Annotated in this window: 18 protein-coding genes; 11 read left to right on the top strand and 7 right to left on the bottom strand. The window is 42.0% G+C overall.

The annotated features are described in order from the left end of the window. Positions 1-386: 386 nt before the first annotated feature. From RIB15_RS08795 to RIB15_RS08810, 4 genes are all read right to left on the bottom strand, one after another. On the bottom strand, positions 387-1,244 hold the full coding sequence (locus RIB15_RS08795; protein WP_350201776.1) for a DUF5694 domain-containing protein: 858 nt from the start codon (positions 1,242-1,244) through the stop codon (positions 387-389). Positions 1,245-1,395: 151 nt separating this feature from the next. Continuing rightward, positions 1,396-2,115, bottom strand: a complete 720-nt coding sequence (locus tag RIB15_RS08800; protein WP_350201777.1) for an SDR family oxidoreductase — start codon at positions 2,113-2,115, stop codon at positions 1,396-1,398. A gap of 65 nt (positions 2,116-2,180) precedes the next feature. After that, entirely contained in the window at positions 2,181-2,918 is a 738-nt protein-coding gene (locus tag RIB15_RS08805) for a hypothetical protein (protein ID WP_350201778.1), read from the bottom strand. Positions 2,919-2,932: 14 nt separating this feature from the next. Further along, positions 2,933-3,454, bottom strand: a complete 522-nt coding sequence (locus RIB15_RS08810) for a hypothetical protein (RefSeq protein WP_350201779.1) — start codon at positions 3,452-3,454, stop codon at positions 2,933-2,935. 140 nt (positions 3,455-3,594) lie between these two features. Between RIB15_RS08810 and RIB15_RS08815 the strand changes: the two genes are divergently transcribed. Continuing rightward, entirely contained in the window at positions 3,595-4,437 is an 843-nt protein-coding gene (locus RIB15_RS08815) for a helix-turn-helix domain-containing protein (RefSeq protein WP_350201780.1), read from the top strand. A 9-nt stretch (positions 4,438-4,446) separates the two neighbouring features. Here the strand turns inward: RIB15_RS08815 and purL are convergent, their stop codons facing one another. Both purL and RIB15_RS08825 read right to left on the bottom strand, forming a co-directional pair. Then, positions 4,447-6,684: a phosphoribosylformylglycinamidine synthase subunit PurL gene (gene purL / locus RIB15_RS08820; protein ID WP_350201781.1), complete on the bottom strand. Its 2,238-nt coding sequence runs from the start codon at positions 6,682-6,684 to the stop codon at positions 4,447-4,449. A gap of 87 nt (positions 6,685-6,771) precedes the next feature. After that, positions 6,772-8,046: an acetyl-CoA hydrolase/transferase family protein gene (locus RIB15_RS08825; protein WP_350201782.1), complete on the bottom strand. Its 1,275-nt coding sequence runs from the start codon at positions 8,044-8,046 to the stop codon at positions 6,772-6,774. Positions 8,047-8,230: 184 nt separating this feature from the next. Between RIB15_RS08825 and RIB15_RS08830 the strand changes: the two genes are divergently transcribed. From RIB15_RS08830 to RIB15_RS08870, 9 genes are all read left to right on the top strand, one after another. Further along, entirely contained in the window at positions 8,231-8,695 is a 465-nt protein-coding gene (locus RIB15_RS08830) for an RrF2 family transcriptional regulator (protein ID WP_350201783.1), read from the top strand. Next, positions 8,695-11,157, top strand: coding sequence for a heavy metal translocating P-type ATPase (locus tag RIB15_RS08835; protein WP_350201784.1), 2,463 nt, complete (start codon positions 8,695-8,697; stop codon positions 11,155-11,157). Before RIB15_RS08830 ends, RIB15_RS08835 begins: the two co-directional genes overlap by 1 nt. Continuing rightward, positions 11,148-11,330 carry a cbb3-type cytochrome oxidase assembly protein CcoS gene (ccoS, locus tag RIB15_RS08840; protein WP_255132812.1) on the top strand — a complete coding sequence of 61 codons (183 nt, stop codon included), beginning with the start codon at positions 11,148-11,150 and terminating at the stop codon, positions 11,328-11,330. The genes RIB15_RS08835 and ccoS overlap by 10 nt, the downstream gene beginning before the upstream one ends. Then, entirely contained in the window at positions 11,330-13,528 is a 2,199-nt protein-coding gene (gene ccoN / locus RIB15_RS08845; protein ID WP_350201785.1) for a cytochrome-c oxidase, cbb3-type subunit I, read from the top strand. The genes ccoS and ccoN overlap by 1 nt, the downstream gene beginning before the upstream one ends. A gap of 2 nt (positions 13,529-13,530) precedes the next feature. Further along, complete coding sequence (locus RIB15_RS08850; RefSeq protein ID WP_350201786.1) at positions 13,531-13,719, top strand: cbb3-type cytochrome oxidase subunit 3; 189 nt, start codon at positions 13,531-13,533, stop codon at positions 13,717-13,719. After that, a complete protein-coding gene (locus RIB15_RS08855; RefSeq protein ID WP_350201787.1) occupies positions 13,716-14,321 on the top strand; it encodes a cbb3-type cytochrome c oxidase N-terminal domain-containing protein in 606 nt (201 codons plus the stop codon). Before RIB15_RS08850 ends, RIB15_RS08855 begins: the two co-directional genes overlap by 4 nt. A gap of 164 nt (positions 14,322-14,485) precedes the next feature. Then, positions 14,486-15,955 carry a cytochrome c oxidase accessory protein CcoG gene (ccoG, locus tag RIB15_RS08860; protein WP_350201788.1) on the top strand — a complete coding sequence of 490 codons (1,470 nt, stop codon included), beginning with the start codon at positions 14,486-14,488 and terminating at the stop codon, positions 15,953-15,955. 4 nt (positions 15,956-15,959) lie between these two features. Continuing rightward, positions 15,960-16,409, top strand: a complete 450-nt coding sequence (locus RIB15_RS08865; protein WP_350201789.1) for a FixH family protein — start codon at positions 15,960-15,962, stop codon at positions 16,407-16,409. A 7-nt stretch (positions 16,410-16,416) separates the two neighbouring features. Continuing rightward, entirely contained in the window at positions 16,417-17,088 is a 672-nt protein-coding gene (locus RIB15_RS08870) for a sulfite exporter TauE/SafE family protein (RefSeq protein ID WP_350201790.1), read from the top strand. Here RIB15_RS08870 and RIB15_RS08875 read toward each other — a convergent pair whose 3' ends face one another. Beyond that, the gene (locus RIB15_RS08875; protein ID WP_350201791.1) at positions 17,089-17,790 is read right to left on the bottom strand and encodes an HAD family hydrolase; all 702 of its coding nucleotides are present in this window, start codon (positions 17,788-17,790) and stop codon (positions 17,089-17,091) included. It lies immediately after the preceding gene. 91 nt (positions 17,791-17,881) lie between these two features. Between RIB15_RS08875 and RIB15_RS08880 the strand changes: the two genes are divergently transcribed. Further along, on the top strand, positions 17,882-18,472 hold the full coding sequence (locus RIB15_RS08880) for a LemA family protein (RefSeq protein ID WP_350201792.1): 591 nt from the start codon (positions 17,882-17,884) through the stop codon (positions 18,470-18,472). Positions 18,473-18,492: the final 20 nt, after the last annotated feature.

An 18,492-nucleotide genomic window follows, 5' to 3' on the forward strand; every position in this document is an offset into this window, starting at 1 on the left:
CATTTTAATGAAATCCAGTCCTTCATTGGAGCTTTTTACTGAAATATAGTGTCAGTTCATTCTGCATTTTGAACATGTGCTTCCTGTATGGAGAATATTTCGAGAAGAAGAAATAAGTGAATGGAAAGAAATGGACCGGATTGAAACCGAAGTAATCGGGAGCAAGATGTTACCTCCTCATGAATTCATGAAAGGGATTCTTGAATTAATAAGGTTAAATAATCACTAAACCGAAGCCTCTTTTACTTTCAGATATAAATTAAAATCCGGCAGACCAGGCATGTTAATGGAAAATTTCTTTGTACGCCCTCAGTTTAAAGATGCTGCAAAAAAATTTCCAGAAGGACTCAACGGTGTTGCCGAGACAAAATAGATTACAAGAGAATTCACAAAAACTTATATGCACTGATAACTTTAAAATCCGGCGTCTTATTCATCAAATCTTCCAGTATCCATTTGTGGTTAGCACCCACAACCACCATAAGCCGGTCACCTGGTTTACTTATTTTCAACAAATGTCCCATCATGCGAATATTCCTTTGATAAATGCGGCCCAACCAGTCCGGCCCCATCCAGTTTTCAGCTATACCCACTCTCATCTCATACATGTGCATACGGTTTGCATTTATTTGTTGGGCTTCCGGCGAATTCTTCAAACGAATATGTTCATATAACGGAAGTGATCTGAGCAAGCTGTCGTTGAAGGCAAAATTTGAGCCAATCTGTTCCATATGCTCTTGAGTGAAAGCAGAATCATGTTGAGCTGCATACTCATTGAAACCGGAAAAGGTGAATCCTTCCAGAGATCCAATAAACTCCGGCTTATTGTCAAAAAGGTAAATGGAATCATGATCCATTCTATGTGCCATTTTAAACCCAAGCTGGAATGTTTCATTAGCAAGGGTGTCAATGGAAAGTGTTCCAGCACGGTATCTTTGATAAACTTCATTGTAACGATCCGTGTATTGGGGCTCTTTTTCAATCACAACTTTAGTTGGCTGAAACTTCTCTAAAGCATTCAGGATTTTATCTATTTCTTTCTGGTTCTCCGGGGAAAGCTCATCGATGTCAGTTTCCTGGGCAAAGTGATAAGAGCCTATAACCATTGTTTGAATCTTTGGCTCAACAGTGAATGGCTTAAGGGCAATATCTTTTGGTACATATGCATTTTGCTTTTCCGGGCTAATACAGGAATCAAAAGACAAGAAAAACAGACAGAATAATGGTAGGTACACTGATTTCATGTTCAATATCACAGTATTTTTTGACTTTACATTAGTCAGAGCTTTTAAGCTATTTAATACCGCTTAACTGTACGAGAAATTTACTAGCTTTTAGTGAATATTCACCTAACAAAATCAGCTTTTCAATTGTATAAACGAGTCGCGACTTTCTTTATACTAACTGATGACTTTCCGGCTGAATCACCATTTCATTCATAACGGAACCTGAAGGTTGGTTAACGGCATAGAACACAGCCTCAGCTACTTCACCCGGAGTAAGCATCATCTCTTTCTTGACACGCATGTTCACTCTTTCGTCATCCCAGAAAGGCGTATCTACCCCACCTAGGTAGAGTAAAGAGAATTTGGTTTTTCCACGTCTTTGTTCTTCAATCAAAGCTTTTGTAAACCCCTGGATGGCAAATTTTGAAGCTGCATATACCGATGCATTCTTCATAACAAACTTACCCATTGTACCGGGAAACATGACCACTGAGGTTGTTTCGTCTTCTTTCATATTTTTCATCACCGTTTGGGTAACCAGAAAAGTTCCGTACACGTTGGTGTCGATAATTTCTTTGGCGTCCTTCGGATCAATTTCCATGAAAGGCTGTATTATACCCTGTCCGAATGCATTCACCAGGACATCAATTTTACCCAGTTGATTCACTATTTCACTAGTCATTTTTTCAACAGAAGACTGATTGGTCGCATCCACTTCTATCGCGAATGCTTCTCCGCCGTTGTCATTAATCTCTTTAGCAACTCTTTCGACATTGGCTTTATTTCGGGATGCCAATACCACCCTCGCTCCCTCTTTGGCAAATCGTTTAGCAGTTGCACTTCCAATTCCACCCGACCCGCCTACAATGAGTACGATTTTATTTTCCATAATCTGATAATTTTTCTTGATAAATAGTCATCAGGAAAAATTAGAAAACAGGGTTTTTCGTTCCTCTAATTTTGAGGAATCTCTTTAACGATAACATCGGTTCCAAGGTATTCTTTTGAATCTTCATGATACCAATGTCTGAATCTAGGAATGATAACCTCTTCGAATGTAAATTCCCCTCCAAAATGAATAAGCTCATCTTCCTGATTAGAATCTTCATGATGATCAAACTTCAACCCAACTAATGAATAGTCTTCTTTAGCAATGTGGAGCACCCAATATTTGCTAATTATTTGTTCAATAAGCTCAACACGAATCGTATATATTTCCATCTCTTCAAATACTCCATCTTCTCCTCTTTGAATTTCCTCAACTACATTTTTATTTAAAGACATTGGAAGTCCATTAAGGATTTGGTAAAATGATTTATACCCACTGTTTCTCCCGGCATTAAGCCTATATTTTTCTCTAATAGCTTCCGAAAAATCATCGCTCCCATTGAGTAATATTTTTGCTTCTCCAGTTGGTGTTATAATTCGCTCTATCACCCCTTCTTCCACTGTTCGGGTTAGCCTGAACTCTCCCGTAGCGTTGTCCAGGTAAAGTATAGAATATCTAGAGGGAGTTTGAGGACGAGGTTCCTGAAGATGAATATGGAGCTTAGCCGATTCCCAATTTGCATTCGGATCGTGTCTTTCCTGACTCAACCTAAGGATCTCCGACGGCGTCTTGTCTTGTGCAACCAGCTTCGGCTGAATACTTACGATCAGCATTAGAGTGGCCAATAAATAAAGGAACCTCATATACTTATGTTTTTCTACTTGCGATTATAGTGAATTTGCCAATTTACAGACCATGTTTCTCCACCATCTATTGAAGACTCCCAATCCCAGGTAAAAGAATTTTTCTCAATATCGTAGAATACCATTCGGTTTATAATGGTGCCTCCCTGAGGACCGGGCCTTTCATCTGTTTGAAAGATTCTCTTATTCCCATCTATCAACCCTTTCAGGTCGATATACCCCCCCTGATTGTCTACCCAGGTTTGATGCCAGGATTCCCTTTGTGGATTATAAACCGATACACTCATGCCTTTATATCCTTCGATTCTTCCTTTTGTAGCTTTAAAATTTTCCTGAATAACGACACCATCAAGTGTTTTTTCAATTAGATTTGTACCTGCACCGGCATTCCCCTGGTTATCGGTCCACGATAATTCCCATTCTCCAACCCAGAAATCGAAGTACGCTTCAGGTTCTAAATCAGAGATGCTTGTTTGAGCATAAGATGTATTGTAAACAGCCAAAGCCATCACCGTTAGAATCATAATTAATTTCATAGCAGAACCATTAGTTGAAAGTTGACCGAATCATACAGAATCTGGCTGATAGTACCCTTGTAAAAAAGACGAATTTCTGATTAACATTCATTAGTATTTTGCGTTGAAGTACACATATAGCAAAGTAAGAATCACATTTTATGGATTACGTTGAATACACGGCTCCGAAACATGTACGTCATCTTGTAGAATCTTATTGGATCAGCACTCTGCATCCGGATGATTTCGAACAGGATTATGACTTCATAATTCCTGACGGCAGCACAGATGTTATCTTTATGCTAAATGGAAATTACCTGAGAGATGATGTGAAGAAGAACAAAAAGCATTTGGTAGAATATTGCAGTCTGGTTCCGGCTTTTAGTAAAGCGGTAAAAGTATATCAAAAACCATACACTAAATGCCTGGGGATGAGATTCAATCCAGGAGCTATTCAACAACTAACCGGAATAAGCCTGCAAGAACTAAATGAAGCAGGTTACCCTCTGGAACAGGTCATGCCAGAACTCGCTGACCTTGCTATGGATGAAGCTCTTAAGAATACTCCTGCCCCAAAAATTATTGAAAAGATTAATGCGTGGCTTTCATCACAGGTTAAAGTACCCAGGCAGAATCATATTATATCTGCTTTCATTTCGGAGGTAGTAAAGAATCAGGGATCTGTGACTGTAAAAACATTCTGTGATTCCTTTGGGATGCATAAATCTACCTTAGAAAAGAATTTTAAGCATGCTACAGGCCTTACCCCAAAGCAGTATGCAAACCTCATACGCTTCAATTACCTGTTGAATAAGTTGATGTTTTCAGGAGAAAGCCTCACCCAAACCGGATATGATCTTGGCTATTTTGACCAAAGTCACATGATCAAAGACTTTAAAAAAGTAATAGGAATTACTCCCAAAGATTTTCTCGAAAAGAAGTTTACCGTACCAAAGCTTGCTGCTTTATCTATTTCAAATAAAAAGCAGCATTTCGGATCATAAAAAAAGATATCAGGCTTCCATCGCTTTGGGGATCGCACTTTCATAGGTTTTTTCAGCAGCAGCAACATTCAGCGAAACCAGGTCTTTGATTTCGAGAGCATCTCCTTTAACCACACCCAATTCAAACATCGGAACATTTGCTTCTTCAAAGTGATGTTTTGCCGTTTGCAGTTCAGCTGCCGGGATAGTGATTACCACCCCTGATTGGGCCTCGCTGAACAGAATTTCATGAGTAGAACCTTTCATCGTTTCCACAGAAACCTCTGCTCCTTTTTTACCAAAAATGGCCATTTCAGCAAGTGTAATAGCCAATCCACCGTCAGAGACATCATGAGCAGCTGTAACCAAACCAGTTTTAATGGCGGTTAACAACGCTTCCTGCAGTTTTACCTCAAAGTTAAGATCTATCTCTGGGGCGTCACCGGTTGTCAGCTCATGGATTGTTTTCAGATACTCACTTCCTCCCAATCCCTTTCGGTCAGCTCCAATGTAAAGAACAACATCGCCCTCTTTTTTGAATCCCGGAGTTGTTACATGCTTCTCTATATCTTCAATAACCCCTAGCATTCCAATAATAGGTGATGGAAAAATAGCTCCATTCGGATTTTCATTATAGAAACTTACATTTCCTCCTGTAACCGGTGTATTTAAAGCCCGGCAGGCATCAGCCATTCCACCCAAAGCTTCTTTAAAAGTCCAGTATACTTCCGGCTTATAAGGATTACCAAAATTCAGGCAGTTGGTGATTGCCATCGGTTTGGCTCCCGAACAAACTACATTTCTGGCTGATTCAGCTACCGCAATTTGCCCGCCTTTACGAGGATTCAGGTATACATAGCGACCGTTGCAGTCAGTTTTCGCTACCAGCCCTTTTTTACTGCCCTTGATTCGAATTACTCCTGAATCGGATGCGCCTGGACCTGTAACGGTGTTGGTACGAACCATGGTATCATATTGTTCGTGCACCCATCGCTTGGACGCGATATTTGGCGACCCAAGCAATCGTGTTACCGTCTCGGAATAATTATCATGATGATCTAATGAATCGATATCAAAACTTTGAACTTCATCAAGATAGGAAGGCTTTTTTGTTTCACGTATATATTGAGGCGCTCCACCTCCGAGTACCAGGTGCTCAGCCGGAATATCGGCTTTGATTTCACCATCTTTCCAATAGGTTACATTCTCAGTATCCACAACTTCGCCGATAACTACTCCGTGCAGATCCCACTTTTCATATACATCAATAATTTCCTGCTCTCTGCCTTTTTCAGCTACAATCAGCATGCGTTCCTGGCTTTCAGAGAGAAGTAATTCGTAAGCAGTCATGCCATCTTCGCGGGCGGGCACTTTATCGAGGTCAATTTTCATTCCCTGTCCGCCTTTGGCTGTCATTTCTGAAGTAGAACAGGCAATCCCGGCTGCCCCCATATCCTGCATACCAATTACAGCGCCGGTTTTTAAAACTTCCAGGCTGGCTTCAAGTAATAGTTTTTCAGTGAATGGATCTCCAACCTGAACACTGGGGCGTTTAGCTTCGCTTTCTTCACTGATTTCTTCGGAAGCAAAAGTTGCCCCGTGAATCCCATCACGTCCTGTACTCGCTCCTACAATAATAACCGGGTTTCCAAGTCCTTTTGAAATCGCAGATGCCGTTTCCCCTTCCTTCACCAATCCAATACTCATGGCATTTACAAGTGGATTGCCTTCATAGCTTTCATCAAAACAAACTTCTCCGGCTATAACAGGTACGCCAAATGAGTTACCATAATCTCCAATACCGCGAACCACTCCATCCAGTAAATAACGAACCCGTGGGTTTTCCATGGAGCCAAATCGAAGCGAATTCAAACTTGCCACCGGCCGTGCGCCCATTGTAAAAATATCGCGGTGAATGCCTCCCACTCCTGTCGCTGCACCCTGATAAGGCTCAATTGCTGATGGATGATTGTGGCTTTCAATTTTAAAAGCGCATCCTAGTCCGTCGCCAAGATCAACCAAACCTGCATTTTCTTCTCCCGCTCCAACCAGCAAATTTTCTCCTTCACTTGGGAGTTTCTTTAGTTCAACAATAGAGTTTTTGTACGAACAGTGTTCACTCCACATTACTGAATAAACCCCCAATTCAGTAAATGTAGGCACCCGACCCAGCCGGGTTTTTATCATTTCAAATTCTTCAGCATTCAGGCCATGTTCTTCGGCCAGCTCTAGGGTAACTTCCGGTTCTTGGATCGTAGTTTGCGACATTCCGATGGAGTGATTGAAGCGTTATAATTTCAGAAAGTCCAAAGGTACGATTATTTAAGAAAAGGCTCTAACTCACTTACCGCCTTTCTATTTTTTATTGAACCGATCGTGTATCGCTTTCTCCAGTTCTTCACGGTGGTCTGGATGCGCAATTCCAGTCAAAGCTTTTGCACGCTGGCATAAATTTTTTCCATACAGATTAGCCACTCCATATTCGGTTACAACATAGTGTACGTGAGCACGGGTTGTTACTACCCCGGCTCCCTGTTTCAGAAAAGGCACAATGCGGCTGATTCCTTTATTGGTAGTTGACGGCAATGCAATAATAGGTTTACCTCCGGGTGAAAGCGATGCACCACGAATAAAGTCCATTTGTCCTCCTACTCCGGAATAATGGTACGTTCCTATCGAGTCGGCACAAACCTGTCCGGTTAAATCTACTTCCACGGCGCTATTTATTGCCGTTACTTTAGGATTTCGGCGAATCACAGCAGTGTCGTTGATGTAGGCAATGTCCAGCATAGCCACGGCCGGGTTGTCATCGATGAAGTCATACGTTTTCCGGGAACCCATAACAAATCCAGATACAATTTTTCCCGGGTGGATTTTTTTCTTCCGTCCGTTGATGACTCCTTTCTCAACCAGCTCTATAACTCCATCTGAAAACATCTCGGTGTGAACACCCAAATCTTTATGATTTGTCAGGCTTTTGAGTACTGCATTTGGAATGGCGCCGATCCCCATCTGCAGAGTTGCCCCATCATCGATCAATTCAGCACAATACTTCCCGATTTTAAGTTCTGCTTCATTGGGTTCAGGAACGATCTGCTCTGGCAATGGATCATTAGCTTCCACTAAAGCATCAATTTTATTTACATGGATAAGACCATCCCCATGCGTTCGCGGCATATTCGGATTTACCTGGGCAATTACATGCTTCGCTGTTTGAACAGCGGCAACGGTTGCATCCACGGAAACACCCAATGAACAATACCCATGATTATCAGGAGGAGAAACGTGCACTAAAGCCACATCAAGCGGAAGAATATTATTCCTGAACAGACTAGGTACTTCGCTCAGAAATACCGGCACGTAATCTCCCCGGCCTTCATTTACTGCTTTTCTAACGTTAGCACCTACAAAAAGTGCGTTCACAAAAAAGCTATCTTTATATTCTGGTTCAGCATAAGGTGCGGGCCCCTCCGTATGAAGATGAACAACTTCCACATCTTTCAATTCCTGATGCCGGTTGGTCATGGCTTCCACCAATTGTACCGGCGTAGCTGAAACCCCGTGAACAAAAACCCGGTCTTCTGATTTAATAGCTTTTACTGCCTCTTGTGCTTTTATATATCCGCTCATAGTTAAATCTGTAAATTTGTTTTGAGGATAATATGCAGCAAGTGTGAATATTATTTAAAGAGATTCCTGTTTTTAGAAAAATTCTAAATAACAAAAAAGCTCTGCCAGATATTGATTGTAATTTAGAATCTCCCTAAAATCTAATATTGATATTAGAATATGATTATTCAATTAATAATTACCTATGAGATTAATTTCACAAGGGGCTCAATATGCCATTTCTGCGATTATAGCAATTTCCAAACATTCTGAAGAAGGTGCTGTGTCTGCTTCCTATTTATCGAAATCCCTGAATTGCCCTACGGCTTACCTCTCTCAGATTCTGGCAAAGCTTAAAGAGCCTGGGATCTTAAAATCCCGGCGGGGATTAAATGGTGGAGTTTACCTGGCCAAACCCGTGAAAGAAATAACCATGATGGATATTATTGCTGCCATCGACGGAACTGAGTTTTTTGATAAATGCTTTATGGGAATTGAGGGATGCGGCCATATTGAACCCTGCCCATTCCATGAATTTTGGTCGGTTGAGAGGAAGAAAATCGAGAAGTGGCTTAATGATACCTCCTTTGATGATGTAGATAAACGTATGTCAAAGAAATGGTTCGACTTGCGTTTGCAATTTTCAAATGGAGTGCCTTCATTCAGATAATGGGGAAGGCCACTGCAACCATATCAACTGATATTTGCTACCATTGCGGTGAGGTATGTCTGGATGCTGTCGTTCATTTTCAGGATAAACCTTTTTGTTGCAACGGCTGCCAAACTGCTTTTCAAATTCTCGATGAAAACGGACTTTGCTCTTATTACGACCTGGAAACTAACCCTGGAATCAACCTTAAGAATACCAAGTCTCGTACCCGCTTCGACTACCTGGAAGATGAAGAAGTGATTTCTCGTATTGCTGACTTTCGTGATCAGCAACAACTTTCGGTTTCTTTATATATCCCCAACATCCATTGTACATCGTGTGTATGGCTGCTGGAAAACCTTCAAAAGCTGGATGCGGGTGTTCTTCAAACTAAAGTCAACTTTCTGAAACGGGAATTAGACCTTCTTATCGATGTTGAGAAGACTTCGCTTAGAAATGTAGTAGAGCAACTCACTACCATTGGCTACGAACCGGAAATTCGCTTAGATAAGCTTGATTCAAAAACTTCGAAATTTCACCAAAACCGATCTTTGTGGCTAAAATTGGGAGTGGCTGGTTTTGCTTTTGGGAACATCATGCTCTTCAGCTTTCCTGATTATCTGGACATGGGGAACAGCGGGCTTGGCGGCCAGTTTCACATTTTCTTTGGCGCACTTAATATCATATTGGCACTACCGGTACTTATCTACAGCAGTAGTGATTATCTGAAATCAGCTTTTGCTGCTCTGAGTCAGCGTGGGGTAAATCTGGACGTTCCCATTTCAATTGGAATTGTGGCTCTATTTGGCAGAAGCGTTTATGAGATTGTTTCCGGAACCGGAACCGGCTATATGGATTCTTTTACCGGACTTATTTTCTTTCTATTGATTGGAAAACTCGTTCAGCAAAAAACCTTTAATCGTCTTTCTTTTGATCGTGATTATAAATCTTATCTGCCAATCGCTGTAAATGTCACAAATGAATACGGCATTGAAAAATCAGTTTCACTTGATAAGCTGATCCCTGGCATGGAGATCAGGCTGAGAAACCAGGAGCTCGTTCCCTGCGAATCTACCCTTCTTTCAGAAAAAGCCTTGGTGGATTACAGTTTTATAACCGGAGAATCGGATCCTGTTGAAGTTACTAAAGGGGATTTAGTTTATGCCGGAGCTAAGCTAAGTGGCACTTCTGCATTGCTCAGAACCGAAGAAGAAGTAGAAAACAGCTACCTGACCAAGCTCTGGAACAATGAGGCGTTCACCAACAACGAGAAAGAGCTCAAACTCACCAGCTTTGCTGATCGAATCAGTCCGTATTTCACGGTGTCTGTTTTAGGGATATCAGCTCTGGCGGGAATGTTCTGGCTTCAGGCGTCAGGAATGGAAATGGCGCTTTCCGTTTTTACAGCTGTTTTGATTATTGCCTGCCCTTGCGCTTTAGCACTTTCTACTCCATTTACTTTGGGTTCCGCTTTGAATGTGCTTTCGATCAATGGGCTTTTTGTCAAAAACCATCTCTTGCTTGAGAATTTATCCAAAGCCACATCTGTAGTATTTGATAAAACCGGGACCCTTACCAATAAAGAAGAAGCAAATATCGAATTTAAAGGTGGAAAGCTTTCTTCAGAAAGAAAAATGCTCCTCTTGTCGGTATGTAAGCAATCGGTTCACCCCATTAGCCGTAAAATTGTGGCATTTTTAGAGGCTGATGTCAATGTCACTAACACGCCGGATAGTTTTTTTGAGGTATCGGGAAAAGGCATTTTCGCTTCTGTGGATGGAAAATTGATCTGTATTGGATCCCGGGAGTTTTTGGCTGAACAAACAGAGGTTGCCGTTACCAAAATCCCAAAAACAAATTTCATTGGTTCGGTCGCTCATGTATCGGTCAATGGGAATTATCTTGGCTATTTTGGAATCAAAGCCGGACTTAGAAGTGGGGTTTCTGAACTTCTGGAAGCGCTGAAAGACCAATTTATGACTTTCCTTATTTCCGGAGATAATGAAACACAAAAAGAAGAATTTGAAGGATACTTTGAACGGCAACAATCACTACTGTTCAATAAATCACCTGAAGAAAAGCTTGAATTCATCAAACAGCTTCAGCAGGAAAATCAAAAAGTAGTAATGATTGGTGACGGGCTTAACGATGCGGGTGCTTTGAAACAAAGTGATTTTGGGATTGCCCTCTCCGACGACATCAGTTCATTTTCTCCGGCTTGTGATGCTATTCTGGAAGGGGATTCACTTAAAAAAATGAAGAACTTCATCAAATTTTCACAGGGAAGCATGAATATCATCATCATGAGTTTTGTGCTTTCACTTTTATATAACACCATTGGGCTGGCCTTTGCCATTACAGGACACCTTTCCCCCTTAGTTGCGGCCATCCTGATGCCATTGAGTTCTATTAGTGTGATGGTATTTACCTTTTTAACCACGCGCTATAAAGCGCAACAACTGGGGCTGGCTATATGGAAGTAATTTATCTGCTTATTGCCTTCAGTTTAATGGTCGCTTTAATCTTCCTGGGATTGTTTTTCTGGGCAGTGAAAAGCGGACAGTTCGACGATCAGTACACACCATCGATGCGTGTACTTTTTGACGATACGAATTCAAACAAAAAAACAACTAACCACAAAAATCGGGATGAGTAATGTCATCATTAGAAACCTTTCATTACGATAACGAAATCGTCCGGAAATTCGGGATAGCCACTATTATCTGGGGCTTAATCGGTTTTATAGTAGGGCTAACCATCGCTCTCAAACTGATCTTTCCTGACTTTCTAGGCTTTATACCGGAACTGTCTTACGGACGACTGCGACCACTGCACACCAATGCTGTGATCTTCGCCTTTGCCGGAAATGCCATATTCTACGGGGTCTATTATTCACTTCCACGGCTTTGTAAGGCCAGTATGTGGAGTGAGAAACTCAGTAATATTCACTTTTGGGGCTGGCAGGCTATTATTGTTTCGGCTGTTTTAACCCTTCCTTTCGGGATTAATACCAGTAAGGAATATGCTGAGCTGGAATGGCCTATTGATATCGCCATCACTCTCATTTGGGTGATCTTCGGTATCAATATGATCATGACCATCATCAAGCGCCGGGAGAAACACCTTTATGTAGCTATTTGGTTCTACATAGCTACGTTCATCACAGTAGCTGTTCTGCATGTGGTTAACTCTTTTGAAATGCCGGCCACCTTACTGAAAAGTTACCCGATTTACGCCGGTGTTCAGGATGCCCTGGTTCAGTGGTGGTATGGTCACAATGCGGTTGCCTTCTTCCTCACCACACCCTTTCTGGGTATTATGTATTACTTCATCCCGAAAGCAGCAAACCGGCCCATATTCTCTTACCGGTTGTCTATCGTTCACTTCTGGTCGCTGATTTTTATTTATATCTGGGCCGGACCTCACCACCTGCTTTATACTGCACTTCCCGGATGGGCTCAGGCTTTGGGTACGGTTTTCAGCTTGATGCTGATTGCACCGAGCTGGGGTGGTATGCTCAACGGTTTACTTACCCTGAGAGGAGCCTGGGATAAGGTTCGAGAAGATCCGGTACTGAAGTTCCTTGTTGTCGGTGTTACCGCTTATGGTATGGTAACTTTTGAAGGCCCAATGCTTTCTATCGCCAACGTGAATGCCATCGCTCACTATTCTGACTATATCATTGGTCACGTACATAACGGTGCGCTATTGTGGAATGGTGGTTTAACCTTCGCGATGCTGTATTACATCACACCGAAGATCTACAAAACTAAGCTCTATTCCGTGAAGCTGGCCAACGTTCACTTCTGGTTTGCTACCATGGGAGCCATTTTCTATGTGATCCCAATGTACTGGGGCGGAATTACTCAAAGTTTAATGTGGAAACAATTCACTGCTGATGGTCTTCTTCAGTATCCAAACTTCCTGGAAACCGTGACTCAGATCATCCCAATGTATGCGCTGCGTGCGGTAGGCGGAACCTTGTTCATTATCGGTGCAGCAATAGGTAGTTATAATATCTTTAAGACTGCCCGACAAGGTTCTCTTGAGAAATCTGAAGTTGATGAAGCTCAGGCAATTATCAACCCTGCAGAAGGACATAAAGAAAGCTGGCATCGTCGACTGGAATCGCGCCCTATACAAATGACTGTATTGGTATTGGTTGTAATTTTGATTGGGGGTGTTGTGGAATACGTACCTACTGCCCTCGTTAAATCGAATGTGCCTACCATTGAAAGCGTGAAACCGTACACACCGCTGGAAATTGAAGGACGCGATATTTACATCGAGGAAGGCTGTAATAACTGTCACTCACAAATGATTCGTCCATTCCGTTCTGAAACTGAGCGCTATGGAGAATATTCTAAAGCCGGTGAGTTCGTTTACGATCACCCATTCCTTTGGGGATCAAAACGGACAGGACCTGACCTTCACCGCATCGGAGGTAAATATCCTGATTCGTGGCACGTTCGCCACATGTACGATCCAACTTCGACTTCTCCCGGTTCTATTATGCCGGCGTATCCATGGCTATTTACTCAAGACATGGACAAGGAAACCATTCCAAATCGTATCAACGCGCTGAGAAGTGTGGGTGTACCTTATGTGGAAGGATATGAAGACATAGCTATTCGTGATCTGGAAGCACAAGCAGAAGCAATCACTCAAGGCCTGAAAGATAACGGATTTGATCAGATTGACGGAATACAAATCACTTCCGATAAAGAGATCATTGCCATTATTGCTTACATGCAACGACTGGGAATCGATATTAGAGGAGAAGAAAACCCCTGGGAAGCACTTCCGTCCAGTGACCGAATTCAAGCGAATTTCAAACCACAGCAGGAGGAGTAATCATGTATAAGAATGTATTACGTGCCATTGAAGATATTGGGATATATCCAAGCATTTCCCTGATTCTGTTTTTCACTTTTTTCGTGATTATGATCATTTATCTGATCAAAAAAGGAAAGCATCACTGGGATGATGCGGCACGCCTCCCCCTCGAAGATGATAAGATGAACTATAACCAATCAGAGCAATGAAAATATTAGACGACGAAAAAGATCTGCTACTCGATCATGAGTATGATGGCATCCGCGAACTCGACAATCATATGCCTGTTTGGTGGTTGTGGTTGTTCTATTTCACCATTGCGTGGGGTGTTGGCTACATGGTATATTACTATATGCTCGGTGGTCCTTCTCAGGAAGAACTCTACGAAATGGAAATGGCAGCAGCCGAAGAGCAATACAATCTGGATAGTAGCGGTGATGTTGACCCTCAGGGAGGAAGTGATTTTACCTGGGCATACCTGGAAGACGAAGCTCGCATCACTGAAGGAAAAGAGATCTTCATGAGTAACGGTAACCTTTGCTACACCTGCCACGGGAGCAATGGTGAAGGGCTTGTTGGCCCTAACCTTACCGATGACCTCTGGATTCACGGCTGTTCTGCCGAGGAAATGGCTGCAAGTATTATCGAAGGCTTTCCCGACAAAGGTATGATCGCATACGGAAGTGGTGCGCCTATGTCTAATGATAAAGTGCAAAGCCTGATCAGTTACATAGCATCTATTCAGGGAACGGAACCTGCCGGAGCCAAAGCGCCGGATATGAGTCGGGCCCAACCCTGTACTATTGAGTGATTTCAGTGATGAAGTGATAATGATAAGTGATGAGTAAGGCATTTGATCAACAAAAACCTACTTATCACTTCATCACCCAATCACTTTATCACATTCATAAAATCATCACAAAAGAAAAATACATTAGGGCATTATTTGAGGTCGAATAAACGAGAGCGAAAAAAATGGCATCGTTAGAAGAAAAAAGAAGAATTGACAAGAAACAGTTTCGCGACCACCTTGCTACTGTAAGTGAGGAAGGCAAGCGCAACTGGATTTATCCCAAAAAACCAGATGGCCGCCATTACAATGCCCGTAATGTAGTTGCCGTGCTCCTATTGGCTTTTTTCTTTTCAGGACCGTTCATCACCATTAATGGCAATCCCTTATTGTTACTGAACATTCTCGAACGAAAGTTTGTGATTTTTGGCGTGGCTTTCTGGCCACAAGATTTACATCTGCTCGTCTTTGGAATGTTGTCATTCATTTTGTTCGTAGTGTTGTTTACTACCATTTTCGGGCGATTATGGTGCGGATGGGCTTGCCCTCAGACCATTTTTATGGAAATGGTTTTTCGCAGAATTGAATACTGGATTGAAGGTGATGCAGGAGATCAAATCAGACTCAACAATAAACCCTGGAACTTCGAGAAAATCTGGAAAAAGACGACCAAGCACGGAGTCTTTTTTGGCATAGCCTTCCTGATTTCAAATATGTTCCTGGCTTATATCATTGGACCTGACCAACTCTTCGAAATCATCACCGACCCACCATCTGAACACCTTGCCGGACTGAGCTCCATGATTATTTTCAGCGGTGTCTTTTATGGGGTTTTTGCTTTCATGCGTGAACAAGTTTGCCATTTTGTATGTCCTTACGGCAGAATGCAATCGGTAATGCTGGATAACAACTCTATCAATGTGATGTATGATTACAAGCGGGGAGAAACCCGTGCTAGTGTTAAAGACCGCTTCCAGCTTGAAAACCGTAAAGCAACCCTGGAAGACCTTGGCTTCAGTGCTAACGAAACTTTTGGCGATTGTATTGATTGTTACCAGTGCGTGAAGGTTTGCCCGATGGGAATTGATATCCGAAATGGCACCCAGCTTGAATGTGTACACTGTACAGCCTGCATAGATGCCTGTGATTCAGTGATGGAGAAAATTGATAAACCACGTGGACTCATTCGCTATTCATCGGAGAATGCCATTCGGGAAGGAAAGCAAAAAGTACTCACTCCACGCGTAGCCGGATATTCGGGTATTTTGCTCATTCTCTTAACCACTTTCGTTACGTTACTAACATTACGCCCCGATACGGAAACTTCTATTTTGCGTGAACCGGGAACCTTATATCAAGAGCTCCCAAATGATATGTACAGCAACATTTACAACCTTAAAGTGCTGAATAAAACATTTGAAGAACTCGATTTCGAATTACGATTGGAAAGTCCTCAAGGTGAAATTATATCTCTTGGAGCAGTAGAATCTGTTCCTTCACAAAACTCTGCCGAAGGCCGGTTTTTAGTAAAAATACCTGAGTCACAACTAACCGGCTTACAGACAGAGTTAACTTTTGGCATCTACTCAAACGGTAAAAAACTAGAAACGGTAACATCCGGATTTTTAGGTCCGGCCAATATCAGTAATAAATAATCCTATGAAAAAATTTAACTGGGGAACCGGTATCGTGTTGGCGGTTACGGTTTTTGTCGTCGCTACCTTAAGTGTGGTAAGCTATATGATTTCTTTAGATTTCTACCTCGTCTCAAACGACCATTACGAGGAAGGAGTTGAATACCAGCAAACCATCGACAAAAAAAAGCGTGCCGAAAACCTGAAAAACCCGGTGGTGGTTTTGTTTGATGAGCCCACAGTTTCCATAAAGTTAATCTTCCCTAAAGAAATTATGTCTGACTCACTTTCTGGTAACGTCACTTTCTATCGTCCTAACAACCCTGAACTGGACAAGAAATACAGATTAAACCTTGACACAGAAGGACTTCAAACCATCCCTGTAAGTGAATTTGAAAAAGGTCGCTGGAAACTAACCGTTGAATGGCAAACCGACTCGCTTTCTTACATCGAGGAGAAAAACATTTTTATTTAAACAATTTATGGAACTGTGGACAGGATTTACCTTAGGCCTATTAGGCAGTTTCCACTGCATTGGTATGTGTGGACCTATTGCCTTAGCCATCCCCGGGGAAAACCGGTCCACTAGTTCCATGTTTTTTCGGGGATTGCTTTACAACTTTGGACGCATTCTCACCTACGCTTTTATAGGATTTGTATTTGGAATATTGGGATTGGGCGCCACTATTGCCGGATATCAGAATGTGCTTTCTATAGTTCTTGGAATACTTGTAATTATCTTTGCTCTTTTTCCTCACATTAAACTACCCGCAAAAGCTAATGCTCTTTACTCTGGCCTTACTTCAAAAATCACCAAACATATTTCGAAACTTTATAAAAGTAGCTCTCGGTTTTCTTCCCTTTTTATCGGCTTATTGAATGGCTTTCTGCCCTGCGGGTTTGTAGTCACAGCTTTGGCAGCAGCCCTCATTACCTCCACTACCTTTCATAGTGCAATTTATATGGCACTGTTTGGGCTGGGAACCCTACCCGTAATGCTAATGATGAATATGGCGCCGGGTTTTATTAGTCCAGGATTACGCTCAAAGTTACGCCCCTTCTCTTCGTACTTTGCTATCATCATTGGGTTACTGCTAATTTGGAGAGGGTATTCAATGATGGCAGGCGAACCAATGCACATGATGCATAACTAATCAAACATCCAAAGCTTTCAACAGCTGTTCAAAATCATCAAAAATTAAATCAGCAAGCTTATATCCTTGCTCAATAGGTGTTTTTGTAAACCAGGCCACTTTCCAACTGGCTTTAGAGCCACCTACAACATCGGAGGTAAAGGAATCTCCTACATACAGAATATCCTCCCGGTTTACTCCGGCTAACTCTGTAGAGTGATCAAAGATTTTCGGATCGGGTTTCATCACCCCCACATCTTCAGAAATGACAATATGTCTGGCAGAATCTTTGAAATTAAACTGATCAATTTTCAAACGCTGGGTCTCAGCAAATCCATTGGTTATGATACCTACCTCATATTTACCAGCCACTTTATCATAGGCTTCTTTAGCTCCTTCAATCCATTCCCAATGATTGCGGTAGTAATTCATATATACTTTCCCGGCTTTATCATACATTGACTCGTCCAGTCCAAGCTCACGAAAAGTCTCCTGAAACCGACGACGGTGCAATTCATGGCGATCAATTTCTCCCCGTCCATACTCTTCCCATAAGCCTTTGTTGATATGATGATACGTATCCAAAAGGTTGTCTTCAGAAACGCCATTAAACATATCAAAGTGCTGATGTACATCCAGAAGACCAGCTTGTTCTGCCTTTTTGTGATCTAAGAGAGTGTCATCTAAGTCAAAATAAACGAATTTGGGATTCAATTGTGACAATGGAACAGTTTTTGATTATTGTTGATATGTTTGAACCTAATTGAATTACGGCTCGTAACAGGGCGATAAATAAACAACTAAATCTCTACTCATGAAAGCTAAATTTTGGATTATTCTCGGAGTCATTGCACTCTTCGTTTTTTATGGAATCAGTGTTAACAACAGCCTCATTTCTCAGGAAGAAAATGTAAATAGCGCCTGGGCTCAGGTTGAAAATCAGTATCAGCGCCGGGCCGATCTTATTCCTAATTTGGTGAACACTGTTCGGGGTGCTGCCGATTTCGAATCAGAAACGCTAACCGAAGTTATTGAAGCCAGAAGTCGTGCAACTTCAGTAAACATTAATGCCAGTGATCTTAACAACCCTCAGGCTTTTCAACAATTTCAGGAGGCTCAAAGTCAGCTAAGCGGCGCACTTTCCCGATTATTAGTTACGGTTGAACGTTATCCTGAACTTAAGGCCAATCAAAATTTTCGAGACTTGCAGGCTCAACTTGAAGGGACCGAAAACCGTATTTCAACTGAGCGAATGAGATTTAATGAGACAGCGCAGGAATACAATACCAAAGTTCGCAGATTCCCTGCCAGCCTGGTAGCCTCCATAGCCGGATTTGAACAGAAGGAATACTTCCAGGCCGATGAAGGTTCACAGGAAGCTCCAACCGTTGATTTCAACAATTAAATTTAATGACGAAAGACCAA

It is taken from the genome of Gracilimonas sp., from assembly GCF_040218225.1.
Taxonomy (GTDB): Bacteria; Bacteroidota; Rhodothermia; order Balneolales; family Balneolaceae; genus Gracilimonas.

Coding starts and splice junctions, on each gene's coding strand:
- RIB15_RS08795 (WP_350201776.1), bottom strand. CDS start 1,244: ATGAAATCAGTGTACCTACCATTATTCTGTCTGTTTTTCTTGTCTTTT.
- RIB15_RS08800 (WP_350201777.1), bottom strand. CDS start 2,115: ATGGAAAATAAAATCGTACTCATTGTAGGCGGGTCGGGTGGAATTGGA.
- RIB15_RS08805 (WP_350201778.1), bottom strand. CDS start 2,918: ATGAGGTTCCTTTATTTATTGGCCACTCTAATGCTGATCGTAAGTATT.
- RIB15_RS08810 (WP_350201779.1), bottom strand. CDS start 3,454: ATGAAATTAATTATGATTCTAACGGTGATGGCTTTGGCTGTTTACAAT.
- RIB15_RS08815 (WP_350201780.1), top strand. CDS start 3,595: ATGGATTACGTTGAATACACGGCTCCGAAACATGTACGTCATCTTGTA.
- purL (WP_350201781.1), bottom strand. CDS start 6,684: ATGTCGCAAACTACGATCCAAGAACCGGAAGTTACCCTAGAGCTGGCC.
- RIB15_RS08825 (WP_350201782.1), bottom strand. CDS start 8,046: ATGAGCGGATATATAAAAGCACAAGAGGCAGTAAAAGCTATTAAATCA.
- RIB15_RS08830 (WP_350201783.1), top strand. CDS start 8,231: ATGAGATTAATTTCACAAGGGGCTCAATATGCCATTTCTGCGATTATA.
- RIB15_RS08835 (WP_350201784.1), top strand. CDS start 8,695: ATGGGGAAGGCCACTGCAACCATATCAACTGATATTTGCTACCATTGC.
- ccoS (WP_255132812.1), top strand. CDS start 11,148: ATGGAAGTAATTTATCTGCTTATTGCCTTCAGTTTAATGGTCGCTTTA.
- ccoN (WP_350201785.1), top strand. CDS start 11,330: ATGTCATCATTAGAAACCTTTCATTACGATAACGAAATCGTCCGGAAA.
- RIB15_RS08850 (WP_350201786.1), top strand. CDS start 13,531: ATGTATAAGAATGTATTACGTGCCATTGAAGATATTGGGATATATCCA.
- RIB15_RS08855 (WP_350201787.1), top strand. CDS start 13,716: ATGAAAATATTAGACGACGAAAAAGATCTGCTACTCGATCATGAGTAT.
- ccoG (WP_350201788.1), top strand. CDS start 14,486: ATGGCATCGTTAGAAGAAAAAAGAAGAATTGACAAGAAACAGTTTCGC.
- RIB15_RS08865 (WP_350201789.1), top strand. CDS start 15,960: ATGAAAAAATTTAACTGGGGAACCGGTATCGTGTTGGCGGTTACGGTT.
- RIB15_RS08870 (WP_350201790.1), top strand. CDS start 16,417: ATGGAACTGTGGACAGGATTTACCTTAGGCCTATTAGGCAGTTTCCAC.
- RIB15_RS08880 (WP_350201792.1), top strand. CDS start 17,882: ATGAAAGCTAAATTTTGGATTATTCTCGGAGTCATTGCACTCTTCGTT.